This window comes from Nocardia inohanensis NBRC 100128 (assembly GCF_001612945.1).
Lineage (GTDB): Bacteria > Actinomycetota > Actinomycetes > Mycobacteriales > Mycobacteriaceae > Nocardia > Nocardia inohanensis.
Window position 1 is genome coordinate 489107 of the sequence record NZ_BDBK01000017.1, and the last position, 20173, is coordinate 509279.

Sequence of the window (20173 nt, forward strand, 5' to 3'; positions counted from 1 at the left end):
ACCCAACGGTCAGTGGGAACTGGTTGCGGCGACACGCCGTAAAACCCCGCAACCAGTTCCCACTGACCGCACGGTCTCCTTTTGTTCTTGCTCGGTGGCGCCAGCGACCACGACGAGTGCCCCACGCCGGAAAGGTGTGGGGCACTCGGTGGTTCGGGGCGGCCGCAGTGGAACGGCCAGCGGCGCTACCAATCCTGGAGCAGGACAACGCCTTCCGAGTCGACTATGAGGTCGACCGTGCCGCCGGGATGGTTGGCCGCTTCGGCCACGATGTCGCGCAGGCCCGCATAGACGCTGTAATCGTCCTGGGGGAGTGCGGAATCGGGCTGAACGACCACGGTGACCAGGCCATTGGGTGCGTAACGGTCGGCGAGGGCGGGAATCGGGCTGTTGGCGAGGGCGCCGGTTTCGGCGGGGGAGAGCTCGAGTCCGGCGGCTCCGGCTTGCGGGATGACGAACGGTGTTGCGGCGGAAGCGGTTCCGGCGGCGACGGCTCCGGCGATCGTGACCCCGGCGAGCGCGGAAGTGACGATGAAGGTTCGAACGCGCATGAGTGACTCTCTTTCCGGGGGAGGGACAGTGGAGTCCCTGGAGGAGTTGTCGGTACTGCGTCGGAACTGAGGACGACTGGCGCCAGCCGGATAGCTAGAACACATCACCGCAGGTAGAACGCGCAAGAGGATTGCGGCTCAGCTCACCCCACCGAGTGGGAGTGGGTTTGCACACGCCCGCTGACGGGGCGAATCGGACTCAGGCGGCCGAGGATCCGGCGGCCGCGAACGACACCGCCCGGAGCTCGCGGACCGCGGCGCGATCCAGGATCACCACCGATTCGGGTGCGGGGCGCGGTTTCACGCCCGCCCCGGCCAGCTCGATCAGCCGCTGCCAGCGCAGATAGTGCAGCCGGAAACTCAGCCGCCCGACCTCGCGCCCGCGCGCCACCTGCCCGGCGAGGGCGTGCTCGGCGGGGGCATCGATCATGACCAGATGCACCGGCCGCCCGCCGGTCCGCGCCCAGGACGCCACCAGCCGCCGCACCCACTGCCGGGTCCCGCAGTCGTGGATGACCACCGGCCCGTCCGTCCGCCGCAGCGCGCGGCGAATCCGCAGATAGTGCGTGACGTGCACGATCGGCAAGAGCAATGGATACGGCACGCGCGTGAGCCGGCGCTGCCACCAGTTCCGGGAATGCTGCGAATCCAGCAGCACCGCACCGTGCGAGCTCACCGCCGGCGCCACGCCCTCGGGGGTGAGGCCGAAGAGTTTGCGCAGCGCCGTGCTCTTGCCCGCGCCCGGCACCCCGGAGAAGATCACGGCCGCGGTGGCCGGATAACGCAATTCGCGGACCGCGTCGCCGCGCAGATCGTGCACCCGATGCGGGGCCACGGTGCGCGGGCCGCGCCGGCTGGACAGCAATTCGGGGCGGTGCGGCAGAATCGCGCCGGATCGTACGGGGGAGGGGTGGAGGGGGCCGGAGTCGAGCGGGTGCGTCACCTTCTCCAGCATTGGCTGCCAAATCGCTTCCGGCAACCGGGATTTCCCTGAGTTTTCACTGATTCTCCGCCCGCATCCGGTAGCGGCGCCCGCACCGATGTCCAACTGGTCGACCGACCGGCACGAAAACTGTGCAATAGCACCGTGAATCGACGAAAAACACTGGTCGAACGCAACGCAGATGCAACGAAAGTTGGCCTACCCTGGCCCATTTGGGTCAGAACCTGAGAATTGCTTATGGATTCGCCGCCTCCGCCCGAAACCCCGGTAGGCTGATTCACGAGGGCGGGGCTTTCGATGTCCCTCATCCGTCGAAAGCCCCGCTCTTCGGCTATCCAAAACCCGGTAGAGGTGGCAGAATCCCGCCCCTTAGAATCGCCAGGTGACCAGCGCAGCCTCTAAGAACCCACGCAATCGTGCCGATGCCCTCCCCAAGTCCTGGAATCCCGGTGACGTCGAGGCCGACCTGTACGAGCAGTGGGTAGCCGCCGGTTACTTCACCGCCGACGCATCCAGCGACAAGCCGCCGTACTCGATCGTGCTGCCGCCGCCGAACGTCACCGGCACCCTGCACATGGGCCACGCCCTCGATCACACGCTGATGGACCTGCTCACCCGCCGCAAGCGCATGCAGGGCTACGAGGTGCTGTGGCTGCCCGGAATGGATCACGCCGGCATCGCCACCCAGACCGTGGTGGAGAAGCAGCTCGCCGTCGACGGCAAGACCAAGGAAGACTTCGGGCGCGAACTCTTCGTCGACAAGGTCTGGGACTGGAAGCGCGAGAGCGGCGGCCAGATCCAGGGGCAGATGCGCCGGCTCGGCGACGGCGTCGACTGGAGCCGCGACCGGTTCACCATGGACGACGGACTCTCGCGCGCGGTGCAGACCATCTTCAAGCGGCTCTACGACGCGGGGCTCATCTACCGCGCCGAGCGGCTGGTGAACTGGTCGCCCGTGCTCCAGACCGGCATCTCCGATCTCGAGGTGGATCACAAGGAGGTCGACGGCGAGCTGGTTTCCATGCGCTTCGGGTCGATGAACGACGACGAACCGCACGTGATCGTCGCCACCACCCGGGTCGAGACCATGCTCGGTGACACGGCCGTCGCGGTGCATCCCGACGATGAGCGGTACCAGGCGCTCATCGGCACCACCGTCTACCACCCCATCACCGGCCGCCAGATCCCGATCGTGGCCGACGACTACGTCGATCCCGAATTCGGTTCCGGCGCAGTGAAGATCACCCCCGCGCACGACCCCAACGACTTCGAGCTCGGCCTGCGCCACGGCCTGCCCATGCCGACCATCATGGACAAGACCGGCAAGATCGCCGACAGCGGAACCGAATTCGACGGCATGGACCGCTTCGAGGCGCGCGTGAAGATCCGCGAACGCCTCGAGGCCGAAGGCCGCATCGTCGATCGCAAGTTCCCGTACAAGCATCAGGTCGGCCACTCCGAGCGCTCCGGCGAACCCATCGAACCGCGGCTGTCCATGCAGTGGTGGGTGAAGGTCGAGGGCATCGCCAAGGCCGCCGGCGACGCGGTCCGCAACGGCCAGGTCACCATTCACCCGCCGAGCCAGGAACCGCGCTGGTTCGAATGGGTCGACAACATGCACGACTGGAACATCTCGCGCCAGCTGTGGTGGGGTCACCGCATCCCGATCTGGTACGGCCCCGAGGGTGAGATCGTCTGCGTCGGCCCGGACGAGCAGGCCCCCGAGGGCTACGTGCAGGACCCGGACGTGCTCGACACCTGGTTCTCCTCCGGCCTGTGGCCCTTCTCCACCATGGGCTGGCCGGACGCGACCCCCGAACTGGCCAAGTTCTATCCGACCAGCGTGCTCGTCACCGGCTACGACATCCTGTTCTTCTGGGTGGCGCGGATGATGATGTTCGGCATGTTCGTCTCCGACGACCCGGTGCTCACCGCCGGCAAGGATCCGCAGCAGAAGCAGGTGCCGTTCCAGGATGTGTTCCTGCACGGCCTGATTCGCGACGAACACGGCAAGAAGATGTCCAAGTCGCGCGGCAACGGCATCGACCCCCTCGATTGGATCAACGAATACGGCGCGGACGCAACGCGATTCACCCTCGCGCGCGGTGCGCAGCCCGGCGGCGACCTGTCCGTGGGCACCTCGCACGTGACCGCGTCGCGCAGCTTCGTCACCAAACTGTTCAACGCCACCAAGTTCGCGCTCATGAACGGCGCCAAGCCGGGCGAGCTGCCCGCGCGCGACACCCTCACCGACACCGACCGCTGGATCCTCGACCGCCTCGACGAGGTGGTGGCCGAAGTGGATTCGGCGCTCGACCGCTACGAATTCAGCAAAGCCCTGGAAGGTCTCTACCACTTCGCGTGGGACGAATTCTGTAGCTGGTACCTGGAATTGGCCAAGGTGCAGTTCGCCGAATCCGAGGAGCGCGCGGCCGCCACCGGCATCGTGCTCGGCAATGTGCTCGACGCCGTGCTGCGCCTGCTGCACCCGGCCATCCCGTTCGTCACCGAAACCCTGTGGCAGGCGCTGACCGAAGGCGAAGCGGGCGAATCCATCGTCATCGCCTCCTGGCCGCAGGCTTCCGGCGCGGCAGCCGATGCCGATGCGGCGCGGCGCATCTCGGACACCCAGAAGCTGATCACCGAGATCCGCCGCTTCCGCTCCGACCAGGGCCTGGCCGACTCACAGAAGGTCGCCGCCAAGCTCATCGGCATCGAGGCCGCCGAGCTGCTCACCCAGCAGACCTCGATCGCGAACCTGGCCAAGCTGACCGCCGCCGGCGACGACTTCGCCGCCACCGCCTCGCTCGAGGTGCGGCTCACCAATGCCACGGTGACCATCGAGATCGACACCTCCGGGACCGTCGACCTCGATGCCGAACGCCGCCGCCTGGAGAAGGATCTGGCCGCCGCCCAGAAGGAACTCGCAGGCACCACCGGCAAGCTCGGCAACCAGGGCTTCCTGGCCAAGGCGCCGGACGAGGTGGTCGAGAAGATCAAGGCCCGCAAGGAGATCGCCGAAACCGACGTCGAGCGGATCACCGCGCGGCTCGCGGAAATCGCCAAGCTGGCGGCGGACAAATGAGCGACGAGCGCCGATACGCCGAAGAGGGACAGCCGCTGACCAGCGGCACCTCCCCGGTCGACCTCGCCGAAATGGCGCTGGTCGAGGCCGAACTCGATCAGCGCTGGCCGGAAACCAAGATCGAGCCTTCGCTCACCCGCATCGAGACGCTGATGGATCTGCTCGGCTCGCCGCAGCACGGCTATCCGGCCATCCACATCGCGGGCACCAATGGCAAGACCTCGGTCACCCGCATGATCGACTCGCTGCTCACCGCGCTGCACCGGCGCACCGGGCGCATCACCAGCCCGCACCTCCAGCTGGCCACCGAGCGGATCGCCATCGACAATGCGCCCATCACGCCGGGCCGGTACGTCGAAACCTGGCGGGAGATCCAGCCTTTCGTCGAGATGATCGACAAGCAGTCCGCGGCCGCGGGCGGTCCGGCCATGAGCAAGTTCGAGGTGCTCACCGCGATGGCGTACGCCGCCTTCGCCGAAGCGCCGGTGGATGTCGCCGTGGTCGAGACCGGGATGGGCGGGCGCTGGGACGCCACCAATGTGATCGACGGGCAGGTCGCCGTCATCACCCCGATCGGGTTGGACCACACCGACTTCCTCGGCCCCGACCTCACCTCCATCGCGGGGGAGAAGGCCGGGATCATCAAGAAGGCCGTCGACGACGGCCTGGTGCCGCGCGACACCGTCGCCGTCATCGCCCAGCAGGAACCCGAAGTCATGGACGTCCTGTTGCGCCGGGCCGTGGAGGTGGATGCGGCTGTCGCGCGCGAGGGTTCGGAGTTCCAGGTGCTGTCGCGGCGCACCGCCGTCGGCGGGCAGGTGCTCGAACTCCAGGGCCTCGGCGGGGTGTACGACGACATCTTCCTGCCCATGCACGGTGAACATCAGGCCCGCAATGCGGTGCTGGCGCTCGCCGCGGTGGAGGCGTTCTTCGGGGCGGGCTCGTCCCGGCAGCTCGATATCGATGCCGTGCGCGCCGGATTCGCGAGCGCCATCAGCCCCGGGCGGATGGAGCGCATGCGCAGCGCGCCGACCATCTTCCTGGACGCGGCCCACAATCCGCAGGGCGCACAGGCTTTGGCCGCCACCCTGACCAGCGAATTCGACTTCCGCAAACTGGTCGGCGTGATCGCGGTGCTCGCGGACAAGGACGCCGGTGGCATCCTGGACGCATTGGAACCGGTCTTCGACGAGATCGTGGTCACCGAGAACGGTTCCCCCCGAGCGCTACCCGTGGACGATCTGGCCAACCTCGCGGTGCAGCGGTTCGGTGACGAACGCGTGGCCGTGGCCAACGACCTCGCCGACGCCATCGAGACCGCCATCCATCTCGCCGAAGACGGTGACGACGGTGAACTGGTCGCCGGCGCGGGCATCGTGATCACGGGATCGGTCGTCACCGCCGGGACGGCCCGCAGCCTGTTCGGAAAGGACCCCGCATGACCTCCGACTCCAAGCCCGAGGTGCCCGCACCCGCCACCGACCCGTGGAAGGGTCTGCGCGGCGTGATGGCCGGGTCCCTCGTGCTGGAAGCGATCACCGTGCTGCTCGCGCTGCCGGTGGTCGCGCAGGTCGGCGGCGGGCTGCGCTGGTACTCGGTGCTGTACCTGGTCGGGCTGGCCGTGATCATGTTCCTGGGCGCGGGCGTGCAGAAGAAGCCGTGGGCGCTGTGGTTCAACCTCGGCCTCCAGTTCGCGCTGCTGGCAGGCGGATTCATCCACATCTCGATCCTGGTGATCGCCGTGGTGTTCCTCGCCGTATGGCTGTTCATCCTGGTGCTGCGCGCCGATGTGAAGAAGAAGATGGAGGCGGGGGCGCTCCCCAGCCAGCGGATGACCGAAGCCTGAATCGTTGATCGGGCAACCTGCCCATTAGGCTGACCGCGTGACTGAGCAGACTTTGGTACTCATCAAGCCGGACGGCGTTGCCCGCGGCCTGATCGGCGAGATCATCACCCGCATCGAGCGCAAGGGTCTGAAGATCGCCGCCCTGAAGCAGGTGAACGTCTCCGAGGAAGTGGCGGTCGAGCACTACTCCGAGCACCGGGAGAAGCCGTTCTTCGGCTCGCTGATCGAATTCATCACCTCCGGTCCGGTCGTCGCGGCCGTCCTGGAAGGCCCCCGCGCCATCGCCGCCTTCCGGCAGATCGCCGGCGGCACCGACCCGGTCGAGAAGGCCGTCCCCGGTTCCATCCGCGGCGACTACGCCCTCGAGACCCAGTACAACCTGGTCCACGGCTCCGACTCGCCCGAGTCCGCCAAGCGTGAGATCGCGATCTGGTTCCCGGGTTTCACCCTCTGAAGTAGCGGATCCCAAGTTTGCGGACCTCGTACCAACCGGTACGAGGTCGCACTCCGCTACCTCCGCCCACCGACGCGCGAGTGGCCCTGAAAGCCCGCGCGGGCGCGACGCCCCGAGGTCGTGTGGGATACTGACTACGGAAGTGACCGACGCCCACCGTTTGCGGCAGGTACCGGACACCTTCGATTGACACCGCGGAGCGACGGACGATCATCGCTGCCGCCGACGGCTTCCAAGACTCGGCTGTCGGACAGGCACGCTGGATGAACGCTCGCAACGCGGAGTCGAGCCAAACAGCCAGGCACCCCGTGGCCAGCTAGCCCGAACGACGACAACACAGGTGATACCCGGGCCACGTGGAGCGGAGACCATTACGTCTCGTGCCCTCCCGGGTTCGAGACGCCACAGACAGCGCCCCCGCGTCGGCCGCGTCACTCCTCGGAGGGACGCGCCCGGGGGTCTCCGAGGAGAATTCGTGGCCGATCAAGAGCCGCAAGAAGCATCGCAGGTGAACGCAGGGGAGGCCGCTGGTGTCGGTCGAGACTCGACTGACACCAATCCGGCTGCCGAACAGTTGCCGGAACGGATCCGAGTGCACGCACTGGCGAAGCTGCTGGGCACCACCAGCAAGCGCATCCTGGCCCATCTCACCGAAATGGGCGCCCAAGCACGCAGTCCGCAATCGAGTCTGGATCGCACGGTCGCCGAAACCGTCCGTGACGCCTTCGGGCCGCGCACGGTCGATACGGCCGTGACCGCCGATCTGGAACCCATCACCGAAACCACGGTCGACCAGGCCATTGCCGATGGCAACGACCGGGCCGCCGACGAACTGGCCGCCGAGGAAGTCGAGGCGGCCGAGGCCGCCGTCGAACCCGCTCCGGCAGCCAAGCAGCAGAGTCTGTTCACCAATCCCTTCCAGGCCGCACCGCAGGTCGAGGAGCCGGTGACCTATCAGCCGGCGGCCGCCGTGGCCGCCCCGCTGTTCATTTCGCCGGACGCCGCCGCCGTCGAGGAGACGCGCCGCAAGCGCCGCGTCGAGCGCAAGGCCAAGGCCGAAGAGGTCAAGGCCGAAGCGCCGGTCGTGGAGGAGAAGCCGCCGGTCGTCGAGGAGCCCGCGGTCGAAGAGACCGAGGACGACGGCGACTGGGACGGCGAGGACCGGGAGCAGCGCGGCGAGGGCACCTCGCGGCGGCGTCGCCGGGGCCGTCGCGGCCGGGGCCGGGGCCGGGGCGAACAGCACCCGGACGGCGACTCCGACGAGTCGGAGGATGGCGAGGGCGACGAGACCGTCACCGCCGACACCACCGACGCCGACGACTCCGATTCCGACAACGATGACGACGATGACTCGGCCGCCATGCCCGAGGGCTCGAGCAGCCGTCGCCGCCGGCGCCGTCGCCGCCGCAAGGGCGGGGAGGACAACGAGCCCGAGATCGCCGAGGACGATCCGCCGAACACGGTCGTGCACGAGCGGGAGCCGCGCAGCAAGCGCCGCGCCGCCGCCGCTGCCGCCCAGTCCGATGAGGTCCAGGGCATCAGCGGTTCGACCCGCCTGGAGGCCAAGCGGCAGCGCCGCCGGGACGGGCGGGACGCGGGTCGCCGCCGCCCGCCGATCCTGACCGAGTCGGAGTTCCTGGCTCGCCGCGAGGCCGTGGATCGCGTGATGGTGGTGCGCGAGAAGCACTTCGCCGAACACCCGACCTCCACCACCCAGGTGGCGGTGCTCGAGGACAACATTCTGGTCGAGCACTTCGTGACCTCGACCGGTTCCGCGTCCATGGTCGGCAATGTGTACCTGGGCAAGGTGCAGAACGTGCTGCCGTCCATGGAAGCCGCGTTCGTCGATATCGGCCGTGGCCGCAATGGCGTGCTGTACGCGGGCGAGGTGAACTGGGACGCTGCCGGACTCGGCGGTCGCGAGCGCAAGATCGAGCAGGCGCTCCGGCCCGGTGACACCGTGCTCGTGCAGGTCTCGAAGGATCCGGTGGGCCACAAGGGTGCTCGCCTGACCACGCAGATCAGCCTGGCCGGTCGCTTCCTGGTGTATGTGCCGGGCGGGACCTCGACCGGTATCTCCCGCAAGCTGCCCGACACCGAGCGCAAGCGGCTCAAGGAGATCCTGCGCGACATCGTGCCGCAGGACGCCGGCGTGATCATCCGCACCGCGTCCGAAGGCGTGAGCGAGCCCGAGCTGGCGCGCGATGTCGAACGGCTGCAAGCCACCTGGCGCACCATCGAGGAGCAGGCCAAGCAGGGGTCGGGTACGCCCAAGACCCTGTACGAAGAGCCGGACCTGCTGGTCAAGGTGGTTCGCGACCTGTTCAACGAGGACTTCTCCAAGCTGATCATCGAGGGCGAGCGCGCCTGGACGACCGTGGAGAACTACGTGCGCACGGTCGCACCGGACATGCTCAACCGCGTCGAGCGCTACGAGGGCACCGGCGTCGACGTGTTCGGCAGCCTGCGCATCGACGAGCAGCTGGCCAAGGCTCTCGATCGCAAGGTGTGGCTGCCCTCGGGCGGCACCCTGGTGATCGATCGCACCGAGGCCATGACGGTCGTCGACGTCAACACCGGCAAGTTCACCGGGTCGGGTGGGTCCAATCTCGAGGAGACGGTCACCCGCAACAACCTGGAGGCGGCCGAGGAGATCGTCCGTCAGATGCGGCTGCGCGATATCGGCGGCATGATCGTCGTCGACTTCATCGACATGGTGCTGGAATCCAACCGGGACCTGGTGCTACGCCGCCTCACCGAGGCGCTGGGCCGCGACCGCACCCGCCATCAGGTCTCCGAGGTCACCTCGCTGGGCCTGGTGCAGATGACCCGTAAGAAGCTGGGCACCGGCCTGGTCGAGGCGTTCTCCACCACCTGTGAGCATTGCCACGGCCGCGGCATCCTGGTGCACAACTACCCCGTCGAGGCGTCTCCGGCCGCCGAGGGCGAGGGTGTGGGTCGTCGCGAGGGTTCGCGTCGCCGCCGCAAGGATCGCAATGCCGCGCCCGAAACCGCGCCTGTCGCAGAGGCTCCCGTCGAGGAGAAGCTCGACAAGGGCGACGAGCACGAGCACGAGGCCGAGAAGGCCGCCGCCCGGCGGGCCCACCCGGTCGCGATGGCGATGGCCGCGCATCAGGCCGAGGATGCCGCGCACGCGGCGACCGACGACGCCCTGCACGCCGCCGACCTGGCGAATGTGCAACTGGCGCAAGCCGGTACCGCGACCGAGGCCGACACCGTCGCCGCTGCCGCGCAGATCGTGACCGCCGCCGAGAACGCGGCGGCGGAAGCGCAGATCGCGGCGGCCGCCGCGGCGAAGGTGGCCGAGGCCGCGCAGGCCGAGGCCGATGCCGCCCCGGCCGCGTCGTCGAACGGCACCCACACGGGCGGGGTCACCGCCGCAGCATCGGCGGCCGCCGATGCCGTGGTCGCGGCCGATGCCGTGGCCGCCGGGGCCGAAGCCGCCGTGCTGGTGGACGAGGAGCAGGCCGCCTCCGGCGTGCAGACCGGGAACGAAACGCCTTCGGGCCGTGGTCGTAGCCGTCGCCGGGTGGCCCGTACCGCCGCCGCGCCGACCTCGGAGAGCAAGGGTGCGGTGTTCGTGCTGTCCAGCACGGATCAGCCGCAGACGCCCGCGCTGAACCTCGAGGACCTGGCTCCGGTCGCGGTCCCGCCGCGGGCTCGCCCGCGCCGTCGTGCCGCCGGTCGCCCGGCCGGTGCGCCGGAGGACGCGAACTAGCGGTTCGTGGAAACCACAGTGGCCCCGCCGTTTCCCGGCGGGGCCACTGCTTTTCTGCCGATATGGGTGCGGCTCAGCCCAATTCGTACTCGAACCACATGTGATGGGTGCCGTCGTCATCGATGACGAGGTCACCGGTGCCCCTGATGCCCGCCAGTCCGCCGGTCCCGCTGACGGGAACGATGGTGAAGAACGGCGCGGTCCGGTCATCGCCCGTGGTGGTCGCCGAGTGCACGAAATTGAAGCTCCCCGCCACCCCGTTCAGCGATCCCTCGAAGGACTCCATCGCCACATACGTGCCCGCTCCCGCCGCTGGGTCGAACGCGGACGTGAACAGAGTTGTGGAACGCCCCACCACCTCGCCCTCGAACTGCTTCTCGATAACCGCCAGCCCGACCGGCACGGCGGTGGGGATGACGGGTTCGGCGGTGATCTCGGCGGGGACGAAGGACTTGACGGTGAAGGTGCCGGTAGCTCGCATGAATCGAGCGTATCGACCCAGCGTGCGACGCTCTTGTAAGAAAGCGTCAGCACCCCGGGGAGTGGGTGTGGGGGCTTGCTCGCTCGAATCTCGAGGGGGTTCGGGGGCGCGGGCCCCGAGAGCTACGAGAGTTGGTCTTACCCCGGTTTGGAGGGGTCGGGCATGTCCTGTAGTCTTGACCAGTCGCTGCCCCCTTGCGACGGCACTCTGTTCTGACTAGTGCTGTGAGAGCGCGGGCCCCGGTTCGGATTACGGACCAATGGCTCGAGGCGGCGGTGAATACCACAGACCAGCTACGGCGGTTTCCGATGCGAATCGGATGCCAGCCGTGTGAGCAGAGTGCCGAGCTAGCGCTGAGGCACTTGAAAAGAAAGAAGGGCAGCCGACCGATGGCAACGTACGCGATCGTCAAGACCGGCGGAAAGCAGTACAAGGTCGCGGTGGGTGACCTGGTGAAGGTCGAGAAGATCGAGGGTGAGCCGGGCACTGCGGTGTCGCTGGCGCCGGTGCTCGTCGTTGACGGCTCCGAGCTGACCACCGATGCTGACAAGCTGGCGAAGGTTTCCGTGTCCGCCGAGGTCGTCGAACAGACCAAGGGCCCGAAGATCCGCATCCACAAGTTCAAGAACAAGACCGGCTACCACAAGCGTCAGGGCCACCGTCAGAAGCTGACGGTCCTGAAGGTCACCGGCATCAAGTAATCCGACTTGGGGTTCGTCACCCCGGCACGAGGAGTTAGTCATGGCACATAAAAAGGGTGCATCCAGCTCGCGCAACGGTCGCGATTCGAATGCCCAGCGGCTCGGCGTGAAGCGCTTCGGCGGTCAGGCCGTCAAGGCCGGCGAGATCTTGGTTCGCCAGCGCGGCACGCACTTCCACCCCGGCGTCAACGTCGGCCGTGGCGGCGACGACACGCTGTTCGCTCTCGAGGCGGGCGCCGTGCAGTTCGGCACCAAGCGTGGTCGCAAGACCGTCAACATCGTGGTGCCGGAGCCGGTGAACGCCTGACCGGCGCACCGGAGTTCGCTCCACTAGCTTTCCGAAGCGGGTCAGGGTTGAAGCAACCCTGACCCGCTTTCGTTTGTTTCGACGCCGTGCCCTCGACACGAAGGCCCACGGTGAACACGACTAGTCCTGAAGGAGGATGATCACCGATATGTCCAAATTCATCGACCGCGTCGTGCTGCACGTGAGCGCGGGCAAGGGTGGGCACGGGTGCGCTTCGGTGCGCCGGGAGAAGTTCATGCCGTTGGGTGGACCCGATGGCGGTAACGGCGGCAACGGCGGGGACGTGATCCTCGAGGTCGATCCCAATGTGCACACGCTGCTGGACTTCCACTTCCATCCGCATGCCAAGGGCGGCAACGGCAAGCCCGGCGAGGGCAGCAACCGCAATGGCAAGCAGGGTGAAGAGCTGCTGCTGAAGGTGCCGGACGGCACCGTGGTGATGGACACCGACGGCGAGGTGCTGGCCGACCTGATCGGCGCCGGCGCGCGTTTCGTCGCGGCCCGGGGTGGTCGCGGCGGTCTGGGCAATGCCGGTCTGGTGTCGAAGGCGCGCAAGGCGCCCGGTTTCGCGCTGCTCGGTGAGGCCGGGCAGGAGCGCGAGCTGGTGCTCGAACTCAAGTCGGTGGCGGATGTGGGCCTGGTGGGTTTCCCGTCGGCCGGTAAGTCGTCGCTGGTTTCGGTGCTGTCCGCGGCCAAGCCGAAGATCGCCGACTACCCGTTCACCACGCTGGTGCCGAATCTCGGTGTGGTGCAGTCGGGTGACACCACCTTCACCGTGGCCGACGTTCCCGGGCTGATCCCCGGCGCGAGCGATGGCCGCGGTCTGGGTCTGGACTTCCTGCGGCATCTGGAGCGTTGCGCGGTGCTCGCGCACGTTGTGGACTGCGCCACCCTGGAACCGGGTCGCGATCCGATCTCCGATGTGGATGCCCTGGAGGCCGAATTGGCCGCCTACCAGCCCGCTTTGAAGGGTGACGCGAGCCTCGGCGATCTGGCCGACCGGCCGCGCGTGGTCATTCTCAACAAGGCCGATATCCCCGATGCCGACGAGCTCGCCGATTTCGTGCTGCCGGAGTTCGCCAAGCGCGGCTGGCCGGTGTTCAAGATTTCGGCGGTGAGCCGGGAAGGCTTGCGCCCGTTGACCTTCGCGCTGGCGGAAATGGTCGACGAGTACCGCAAGGCGCACCCGAAGGCGGAGGCCAAGCGGCCGATCATCCGCCCGATCGCCAAGGGCGAGAGCGCTTTCAAGGTCATTCCGGATCCGGAGGTCGAGGGCGGCTTCATCGTCATCGGCGAGCGCCCGGAGCGCTGGGTGCGTCAGACCCAGTTCGAGAACGACGAGGCCGTGGGCTATCTGGCCGACCGCCTGGCCCGCCTCGGCGTCGAGGACGAGCTGGTCAAGCTGGGTGCCGAGCCGGGCGCGTCGGTGACGATCGCCGACTACTGCTTCGACTGGGAGCCGTCGATCTCCGCCGGTGTGGAGACCCTGCTGACCCGTCGCGGCGTCGACCCGCGCCTGGATCAGACCGAACGCATCGGCGCCGCCGAGCGCAAGCACGCCTCGCGTGTGCGCCGCGGCTTGGTCGCCGAAGACGAGGAATAGCAACAAGATCCGCGGCGACGCGGGTGGACGAGAATTCGGGTGCGGCGTCGCGCGGGGCGCGCGGCGCGGGCGAATCGAGGTGTGGTGCAAGTGGGTTCGACCGGTACGCGGGTGACGGAACTCAGTGAGGCGCGGCAGGCGATCGCGACGGCGCGCAGCGTGGTCGTGAAGATCGGGTCCTCGGCGCTGACCAGCCTGGAGGGTGGTCTGGACACCGACCGCCTGGACAAGCTGGCCGATGCGGTGGAGTCGCGCATGCGCGCGGGCTCGGATCTGGTCGTGGTCTCCTCCGGCGCGATCGGTGCCGGCATGGCCCCGCTCGGGCTGTCCAAGCGACCGAAGGATCTCGCCACCAAACAGGCCGCGGCGAGCGTGGGTCAGCTGGCCCTGGCGCACGCCTGGGGCACCTCCTTCGCCCGCTACGGCCGCGTGGTCGGCCAAGTCCTTTTGAGCGCAGGCGATTTCGGCCGCCGCGAACACCATCGCAACGCCCAGCGCACCCTGGACCGTCTCCGCTCCCTGCACGCCGTCGCGGTGGTGAACGAAAACGACACTGTCGCAACGGAAGAGATCCGCTTCGGCGACAACGACCGCCTGGCCGCCCTGGTAGCCCACCTGGTAGGCGCGGACGCCTTGATCCTGCTCTCCGACGTGGACGGGCTCTACGACGGCGACCCCCGCAAGGGTGCCGCCAACTTCATTCCGGAAGTCCGCTCCAGCGCCGATCTCGACGGTGTAATCGCCGGTAGCGGAGGCGCTTTGGGCACCGGCGGTATGGCCTCGAAGCTTTCGGCCGCTCGTCTTGCCGCGGATGCCGGCGTCCCCGTGCTGCTGGCCGCCGCCTCGGAAGCCGAAGCCGCCCTCTCCGGCGCCACGGTCGGCACCGCCTTCGCTGCCCGGCCGGTCCGGTTGTCGGCTCGCAAATTCTGGGTCCGGCACGCCGCCGACAGCGTGGGCGCGGTGCACCTGGACTCCGGAGCTGTTGCGGCAGTAGCCGACCGGCGTCACTCGCTCCTGGCCGCCGGTATCACCGCGGTCGACGGCCACTTCTACGGCGGCGACGTAATCAACCTCATCGCCCCTGATGGTCGGGTAATCGCACGGGGGGTTGTCGCCTATGACAGCGACGAACTCGAAACGATGAAGCGGCGCTCCACCTCGGATCTGCCCGACAGCATGAAGCGCCCGGTCGTCCACGCTGACGATCTGGTCAAGGTCTGATCTGTAATCCAGCGAGCCATCCGGGCGCGCCGTATGCCAGAAGGTCGCTGGCGGGCCACTTTTGGCGTGTCGCGGCCCGGGCGTGGCATGCGCGAAATGTCCGATTGTCGATGTCAACACCAGTCGGCGGACGTTTGCGTTACGTGTGAGTTTCGTTGCGGCAGACAGAGAATCACAGCGAATACTGGGCGGTTGGTCTTATACCGCGTGTCGGGCGGCGCGGCGGAAGAGAGGCAGTGGAGGGGCGAGGGAAGGGCAGTGGGCGGGCGGCGCGGCCGGGTCATTCTGTAGTTGCACCCGGTGCCGTATCGAGATGTGCCCTTCGCCGATAGCGGTTGCCCGGATCCGGCGCGGTCCGCCCTTGCCGCGCCGGGCTCGCGGTCCGGCAGCCGTTTTCGGCACCGGGTGCGCCCGCAGCGTGGAGGTAGGTATGTACGTACCGCAACCGGACAGCACACAGTGGGCGAGCGGCCGTGAGAATGTCGTCGATGGCGCCCTCTTCGGGAGCCGTCCCCTCCTGCCCGACTGGCATGAACTGCTGGCCGCCTTCTGCGGCCATATCGGGGATCAGTCCGATGACCATCCGGTGACCCGCTGGGCGCGGTCGCTCGCCGAACTTCATCTGGCGCGCCGGCATTCGCCCGGTGACGCCGGCGGCATCGACGAGCTACGCGCGCGGGTCGTGACCAGTATCGACGAATGGGTGGCGGGCAGGGCGCGGCGGAGGGGACCGACGCAGGCCGAATCCCTCGGAGCGGTGGTCGATGCCATGGCCGCCGCGCACGTGCGCGCCGTGCACCTGCTCAAGACCGCGGCCAGAGTCTCCGACGAAGAGGTGCACGCGGCCTGGTTCCTGTTGGCGCAGATGGCCGATGGATGGACCGATCGGGTGGAGGGCGTGGTCGAGTACCGGGTACGGCGTAGCGCCTGAGCAGGCGGCGGCGGGATGCGCTGCGGCTCGGTGGATTCGGTCGCGATCGGGTAGCGGCCGAGGCGTCCGGCACGGTGATCAGCGCAGGGGGCTGATCACCGTGCGGGCGTGCCGGCCGCGTTCGAGGCCGGGCGGGCCTCCAGGACGCTGTCGGGCGATACCGTCGCCACCACGCGATGCAGGGTGAATCCGCTGCGCTCCAGCAGTTTTCGGAAGTCCTCCGCGGTGCGTTCGCGGCCGGTCGCATTGACCAGCATCTCCAGGTCGATGAACTTGCCCGCGTGCGGGCGCTGGTGTTCCGGCAGCACGATTTCGACGATGAGCAGGCTGGCATCGGGTTCCATGGCGGCGCGGACGGTGCGCAGGATCTGTTCGGCCTCTTCGTCGGACCAGTCGTGAATGATGTGCTTGAGCAGGTAGGCGTCACCGCCTTTCGGCACCGATTCGAAGAAGGACCCGGTTTCGACGCTGAGCCGGCCGTCCAGTCCGGCGGCCGCGATCTCCTCCGGCAGTCCGCTCACCACATCCGGCAGATCGAAGATGATCCCGCGTGCGGCCTCGGTGCGCCGCAGGATCTCCATCAGCAGACTTCCCTGTCCCGCACCGAGATCCACCAGCGTCCCGAACCGCCCGAAATCGTAGGCGGCGAGCAGCGGCTCCACGGAGAGGGTGCTGACGCTGGTCATGGCCCGATCGAACAGGTCGCCGATCTCGCGATGCTCGGCGGTGTATTCGAAGAACGGTTTGCCGTCCAGCGCGGCCCCGACCGGTTGCCCGGTCCGCACCGCGTCCACCAGATGCGTCCAATGCGTGCGGTGATAGTCGCTGCCGAAGAACAGGAACAGGTCGCGTAGCGAGACGGGTGCGTCTTTGCGCAGCGCCTGCGCCAGCCCATTGAGCCGATAGGCCCCGTCCCGCCGCTGCTCGAAGATGTCGAAGCTGATCAGCAAGCGCATCAGCCGGCGGAGCGCGTCCTCGTCGGCACCGACCGCGCGTGCGAGATCACCGGCCTGTCGCGGGCCCGCGGCGAGTTCATCGGCGATCGCGAGCTCCGCGGCGGCTCCGATCGCGACGGAAAGGTACCCGGTCATATGCAGTTCGAGCAGCGCGATATGCGCCGGCGCGGTCCGCCGGTGCAGCGCGGCGAGCGCGTCCCGGAACCGGCCGACCATGCGCACCACGAACATCGGCGGAACCTTCGACGCTGCGCTCATGATCAACCCCCACGGTTGTGACTGCCGGAACCTCTTCGAACCGCAGCTGGCTGTTGTCGAACTCGGCGAATCTGCTGGTGAGCCTACGCCCCCGCACTGCCTCGTACCTGCCGTTTCCCGGGCCGGATACGACAAAACGCGGGTCATCGTGATGGCCCGCGTGTCGGTCGGAGTGTCAGTGCGCTGCGGCCGCGGCGGTGCGGGGCAGCAGGAGAGCCAGCGCGCAGCAGGCGGCGGTGAGGACGGCGACGGTGGCGAGTGCGGCGGTCGCGCCGCCGGTGGTGTGGAAGTAGACGGTGGTGACGGCGGCGGCGCCGATGCTGTTGGCGAGCTGCTGCACGGCCGACAGCGAGCCGCTCGCGCTACCGGATTCGACCGGGTCGATATCGCCGAGGGTGACGCGGTAGATGCTGCCGAAGCAGGCGCCGAGACCGAGCCCGGTCAGGAAGATCGGTGCGATCAGGGTGGTGGGTGTGGGATCGGTGGCCGCCACCAGGGTGAGCAGCGTGAGGGTGCCGGTCAGGGTCGATGCCAGACCGATGAGAACCAGTGTGCGGCCCAGCTTTTCGAGTAGCTGATGGCCCGCGATGGAAGCCACGATGATGCCGACCGCCAGCGGGGCCGAGCTGAGTGCGGTCCGAGTCGGATTGCGGTGCAGCACATTCTGCATGTACAGCGAGAGCACGAACATGAGCCCGGCGGTGGCCGCGAAGTAGAGCAGCCCGAGCAGCAGGCCGGAGGTGAAGCCGCGATTGCGCAGCAGCGAAGGCTCCAGCAGCGGAGCGGCGGCGTGCCGCTGGCGCAGGCAGAACACGGCGAAGCAGGCGAGACCCGCGGTGAGGGACATGATCGAGCGCGGCGCCCAACCGGTTCCGGGTCCGTCGATGAGCCCGTAGAGCAGCCCGAGCATGGCGGCGGCGAGCAGTATCGAACCGATGGTGTCGACGCGGACGGCCCGGTCGCCGTCATCGCGGGGCAGCAGCCGGACGGCGAGTGCGGTGGCGAGCCCGCCGAGCACGATATTGATCAGGAACATCGGACGCCAGCCGAGGCCGAAAAGGTTTGCGTCGATGAGGAATCCGGCGAGAATGGGCCCGCACACGGCGGAGAGTCCGAGGGCGGGAGCGAAGACGCCGAACGCCTTGCCCAGTTCCGCGCGGGGGAAGATCGCGCCGAGAATCCCGAAGCCCTGCGGGATGAGTAGCGCGCCGAACGCGCCCTGCAAGACACGGAACGTGATCACCGAAGCCGGGTCGAAGGCGAGGCCGCAGGCGACGGAGGCGATGGTGAAGCCGGCGATGCCGATCAGGAACAACCGGCGGCGGCCGAATTTGTCGCCCAGGCGGCCGCCCACGACCAGCAGCACGCCCATGGCGAGAGCGTAAGCGGCGCCGAGCCATTGGACGAGGGCCGCACCGCCGCCGAGATCGGCGGCGATGGTCGGGGCGGCGAGGGTGGTGATGGTGGAGTCCAGGAGATCGAGGATCTCGGCGAAGAGAATGACGGCGAGGATGGCCCAGCGGGCGCGGACGCCGCTCTGCGATGTGGGGGCCATGATCGTGGACATGGAATCCCTTGGGGGATAGGGGACCTCGCGAGTGGCGCGGCCGGGATCAGGAGCGCGAGAAGGCGGATGCGTTCTCACGGGCCCACTGCGCGAAGCTGCGGGCGGGCGTGCCGAGCACCGATTCGGTGGTGTCGGCGACGTTTTCGGGCGTCGCGGTGGCGGAGGCCCAGTAGTCGAGCAGGGACGTGGCGAGGGTGGTCGGCATCTGGCGGCCCATCTGCTCGAGCGCGGCCTCGCGGCTGATCTCGACGATCGGGATCTCCCGGCCGATGGCCTCGCCGAGGATGGCGAGCTGTTCGCGGAAGCTGAGCTGCTCGGCGCCGGTGAGGTAGAAGGCGCCGCCGGGGGCGATATCGCCGATCAGCGCGGCGACGGCGACATCTGCGATATCGGCCGGGTGGACCGGTGCGATGCGGGCGTCGGGGTAGGGGTGCTCGATGGGCAGGTCGTTGCCGATGAAGTAGGCCCAGCCCAGGGAGTTGCTGGCGAAAGCGCCGGGGCGCAGCACCGTGACGGTGAGACCCGAAGCGGCCAGGGCCTTTTCGACCGCCAGGTGGTGGGCGGCGAGCGGGCTGGATTCGGCGTCGTCGGCGAGAACCGAGGACGAGGACATGAGCACGATGTGCTCGACGCCGGCGGCGCGGGCGGCGGTGACGAAGGCGTCGATGCCCGCGGGTTCGGCGTAGAGGAAGACCTGGCGCACGTCTTTCAGTGCGGCGGTGAAGGTTTCGGGGGCGTCGAGGCGCAGTTCGGCGACTTCGACCCCGGAGGGGACGGTGACTTCGGTCGGGGCGGCGCTGGCGGCGCGGACCGGGAGGCCGGCGGCGTGCAGGCGGTCGATGACCGTCTGGCCGATCTTGCCGCGGGCGCCGATGACGAGGGTGGTCATGGGTTCTCCATTCGCTAGTAAATCCGTGCTTGATGACATATGTATGTAAGCATGCACACGATTGCGAGTCAACACATGTCTTCAAACCCTCATGGATATACGATGTGCACATGGCTGCTAGGGACCCGCGAACCGACGATGAGCTGCTCGATGCCGTCGGACCGGCATTCGGGAAGTTGCGGCGCGGAGTGCTGCGCGAGGTGGAGAACCCGGTCTCGGCCAAGGACATGTCGCGCACGCTGGTGTTGAACGTCGTCCTGGAACGCGGGCAGGAGCCGGGTGCGGAGGTCAGTGTCGGCGGGGTCGCCGAACATCTGGGCGTCGATCCCTCGGTGGCGAGCCGCATGGTCACCGACAACATCAAGGCCGGTTATCTCATCCGGGTGCCCTCACAGCAGGACGGGCGACGAGCGGTATTGCAGTTGAGCCCCGAGGGTGAGGCATTGATGGCGCGGTATCGCAAGCATCAGCGCGAGGCTTACGACTACATCACCGCCGATTGGAGTGATCGGGATCGGGTCGAATTCGCCCGGCTCATGCTGCAATACGTCGATTCCGTCGAGAACTTGAAGAATCGCGGGCTGATGGGCGACGCCGCGGGCTGAGCTCGCAGCCCGGACACCGCGGGGCTGAGCCCGAGT

The 20173-nt window shown here is 68.1% G+C and carries 17 protein-coding genes; 11 read left to right on the forward strand and 6 right to left on the reverse strand.

The features are described from left to right. Positions 1–185 precede the first annotated feature (185 nt). Positions 186–551, reverse strand: coding sequence for a hypothetical protein (locus tag NI1_RS32975; protein WP_067828943.1), 366 nt, complete (start codon positions 549–551; stop codon positions 186–188). 199 nt (positions 552–750) lie between these two features. Further along, positions 751–1530, reverse strand: a complete 780-nt coding sequence (locus NI1_RS32980; RefSeq protein WP_245663513.1) for an AAA family ATPase — start codon at positions 1528–1530, stop codon at positions 751–753. 346 nt (positions 1531–1876) lie between these two features. On the opposite strand from NI1_RS32980, the gene NI1_RS32985 reads away from it, so the two are divergent. From NI1_RS32985 to NI1_RS33005, 5 genes are all read left to right on the forward strand, one after another. After that, positions 1877–4579, forward strand: coding sequence for a valine--tRNA ligase (locus NI1_RS32985; protein WP_067828946.1), 2703 nt, complete (start codon positions 1877–1879; stop codon positions 4577–4579). Continuing rightward, positions 4576–6021, forward strand: a complete 1446-nt coding sequence (gene folC / locus NI1_RS32990) for a bifunctional tetrahydrofolate synthase/dihydrofolate synthase (protein WP_067828949.1) — start codon at positions 4576–4578, stop codon at positions 6019–6021. The genes NI1_RS32985 and folC overlap by 4 nt, the downstream gene beginning before the upstream one ends. After that, positions 6018–6425: a DUF4233 domain-containing protein gene (locus tag NI1_RS32995; RefSeq protein WP_067828951.1), complete on the forward strand. Its 408-nt coding sequence runs from the start codon at positions 6018–6020 to the stop codon at positions 6423–6425. Before folC ends, NI1_RS32995 begins: the two co-directional genes overlap by 4 nt. Positions 6426–6462: 37 nt before the next feature. Next, on the forward strand, positions 6463–6879 hold the full coding sequence (ndk, locus tag NI1_RS33000) for a nucleoside-diphosphate kinase (protein WP_067828954.1): 417 nt from the start codon (positions 6463–6465) through the stop codon (positions 6877–6879). A 475-nt stretch (positions 6880–7354) separates the two neighbouring features. Then, positions 7355–10618, forward strand: a complete 3264-nt coding sequence (locus tag NI1_RS33005; protein ID WP_439957326.1) for a translation initiation factor IF-2 N-terminal domain-containing protein — start codon at positions 7355–7357, stop codon at positions 10616–10618. A gap of 73 nt (positions 10619–10691) precedes the next feature. On the opposite strand, the gene NI1_RS33010 is transcribed toward NI1_RS33005, so the two are convergent. Next, entirely contained in the window at positions 10692–11099 is a 408-nt protein-coding gene (locus tag NI1_RS33010) for a DUF3224 domain-containing protein (RefSeq protein WP_067828957.1), read from the reverse strand. Between the two features lie 389 nt (positions 11100–11488). Between NI1_RS33010 and rplU the strand changes: the two genes are divergently transcribed. The 5 genes from rplU (at position 11489) to NI1_RS33035 (ending at position 15862) form a co-directional block, all read left to right on the forward strand. Further along, positions 11489–11800 (forward strand): 50S ribosomal protein L21, encoded by a 312-nt coding sequence (rplU, locus tag NI1_RS33015; RefSeq protein WP_067828959.1) that lies wholly within the window; start codon positions 11489–11491, stop codon positions 11798–11800. A 40-nt stretch (positions 11801–11840) separates the two neighbouring features. Further along, complete coding sequence (rpmA, locus tag NI1_RS33020; protein WP_067828966.1) at positions 11841–12107, forward strand: 50S ribosomal protein L27; 267 nt, start codon at positions 11841–11843, stop codon at positions 12105–12107. Positions 12108–12255: 148 nt separating this feature from the next. Further along, positions 12256–13710, forward strand: a complete 1455-nt coding sequence (gene obgE, locus NI1_RS33025) for a GTPase ObgE (protein ID WP_067829303.1) — start codon at positions 12256–12258, stop codon at positions 13708–13710. A 90-nt stretch (positions 13711–13800) separates the two neighbouring features. Beyond that, positions 13801–14931 carry a glutamate 5-kinase gene (proB, locus tag NI1_RS33030; protein WP_174564544.1) on the forward strand — a complete coding sequence of 377 codons (1131 nt, stop codon included), beginning with the start codon at positions 13801–13803 and terminating at the stop codon, positions 14929–14931. Between the two features lie 430 nt (positions 14932–15361). Next, complete coding sequence (locus NI1_RS33035) at positions 15362–15862, forward strand: hypothetical protein (protein ID WP_067828969.1); 501 nt, start codon at positions 15362–15364, stop codon at positions 15860–15862. A gap of 95 nt (positions 15863–15957) precedes the next feature. On the opposite strand, the gene NI1_RS33040 is transcribed toward NI1_RS33035, so the two are convergent. The 3 genes from NI1_RS33040 to NI1_RS33050 form a co-directional block, all read right to left on the reverse strand. After that, positions 15958–17076, reverse strand: coding sequence for a methyltransferase (locus NI1_RS33040; RefSeq protein ID WP_067829309.1), 1119 nt, complete (start codon positions 17074–17076; stop codon positions 15958–15960). A 175-nt stretch (positions 17077–17251) separates the two neighbouring features. Continuing rightward, the gene (locus NI1_RS33045) at positions 17252–18643 is read right to left on the reverse strand and encodes a DHA2 family efflux MFS transporter permease subunit (RefSeq protein WP_067828972.1); all 1392 of its coding nucleotides are present in this window, start codon (positions 18641–18643) and stop codon (positions 17252–17254) included. Between the two features lie 46 nt (positions 18644–18689). Continuing rightward, complete coding sequence (locus NI1_RS33050; protein ID WP_067828975.1) at positions 18690–19532, reverse strand: NAD(P)H-binding protein; 843 nt, start codon at positions 19530–19532, stop codon at positions 18690–18692. 110 nt (positions 19533–19642) lie between these two features. On the opposite strand from NI1_RS33050, the gene NI1_RS33055 reads away from it, so the two are divergent. After that, complete coding sequence (locus NI1_RS33055) at positions 19643–20137, forward strand: MarR family winged helix-turn-helix transcriptional regulator (protein WP_067828978.1); 495 nt, start codon at positions 19643–19645, stop codon at positions 20135–20137. The last annotated feature ends 36 nt before the right edge of the window (positions 20138–20173 follow it).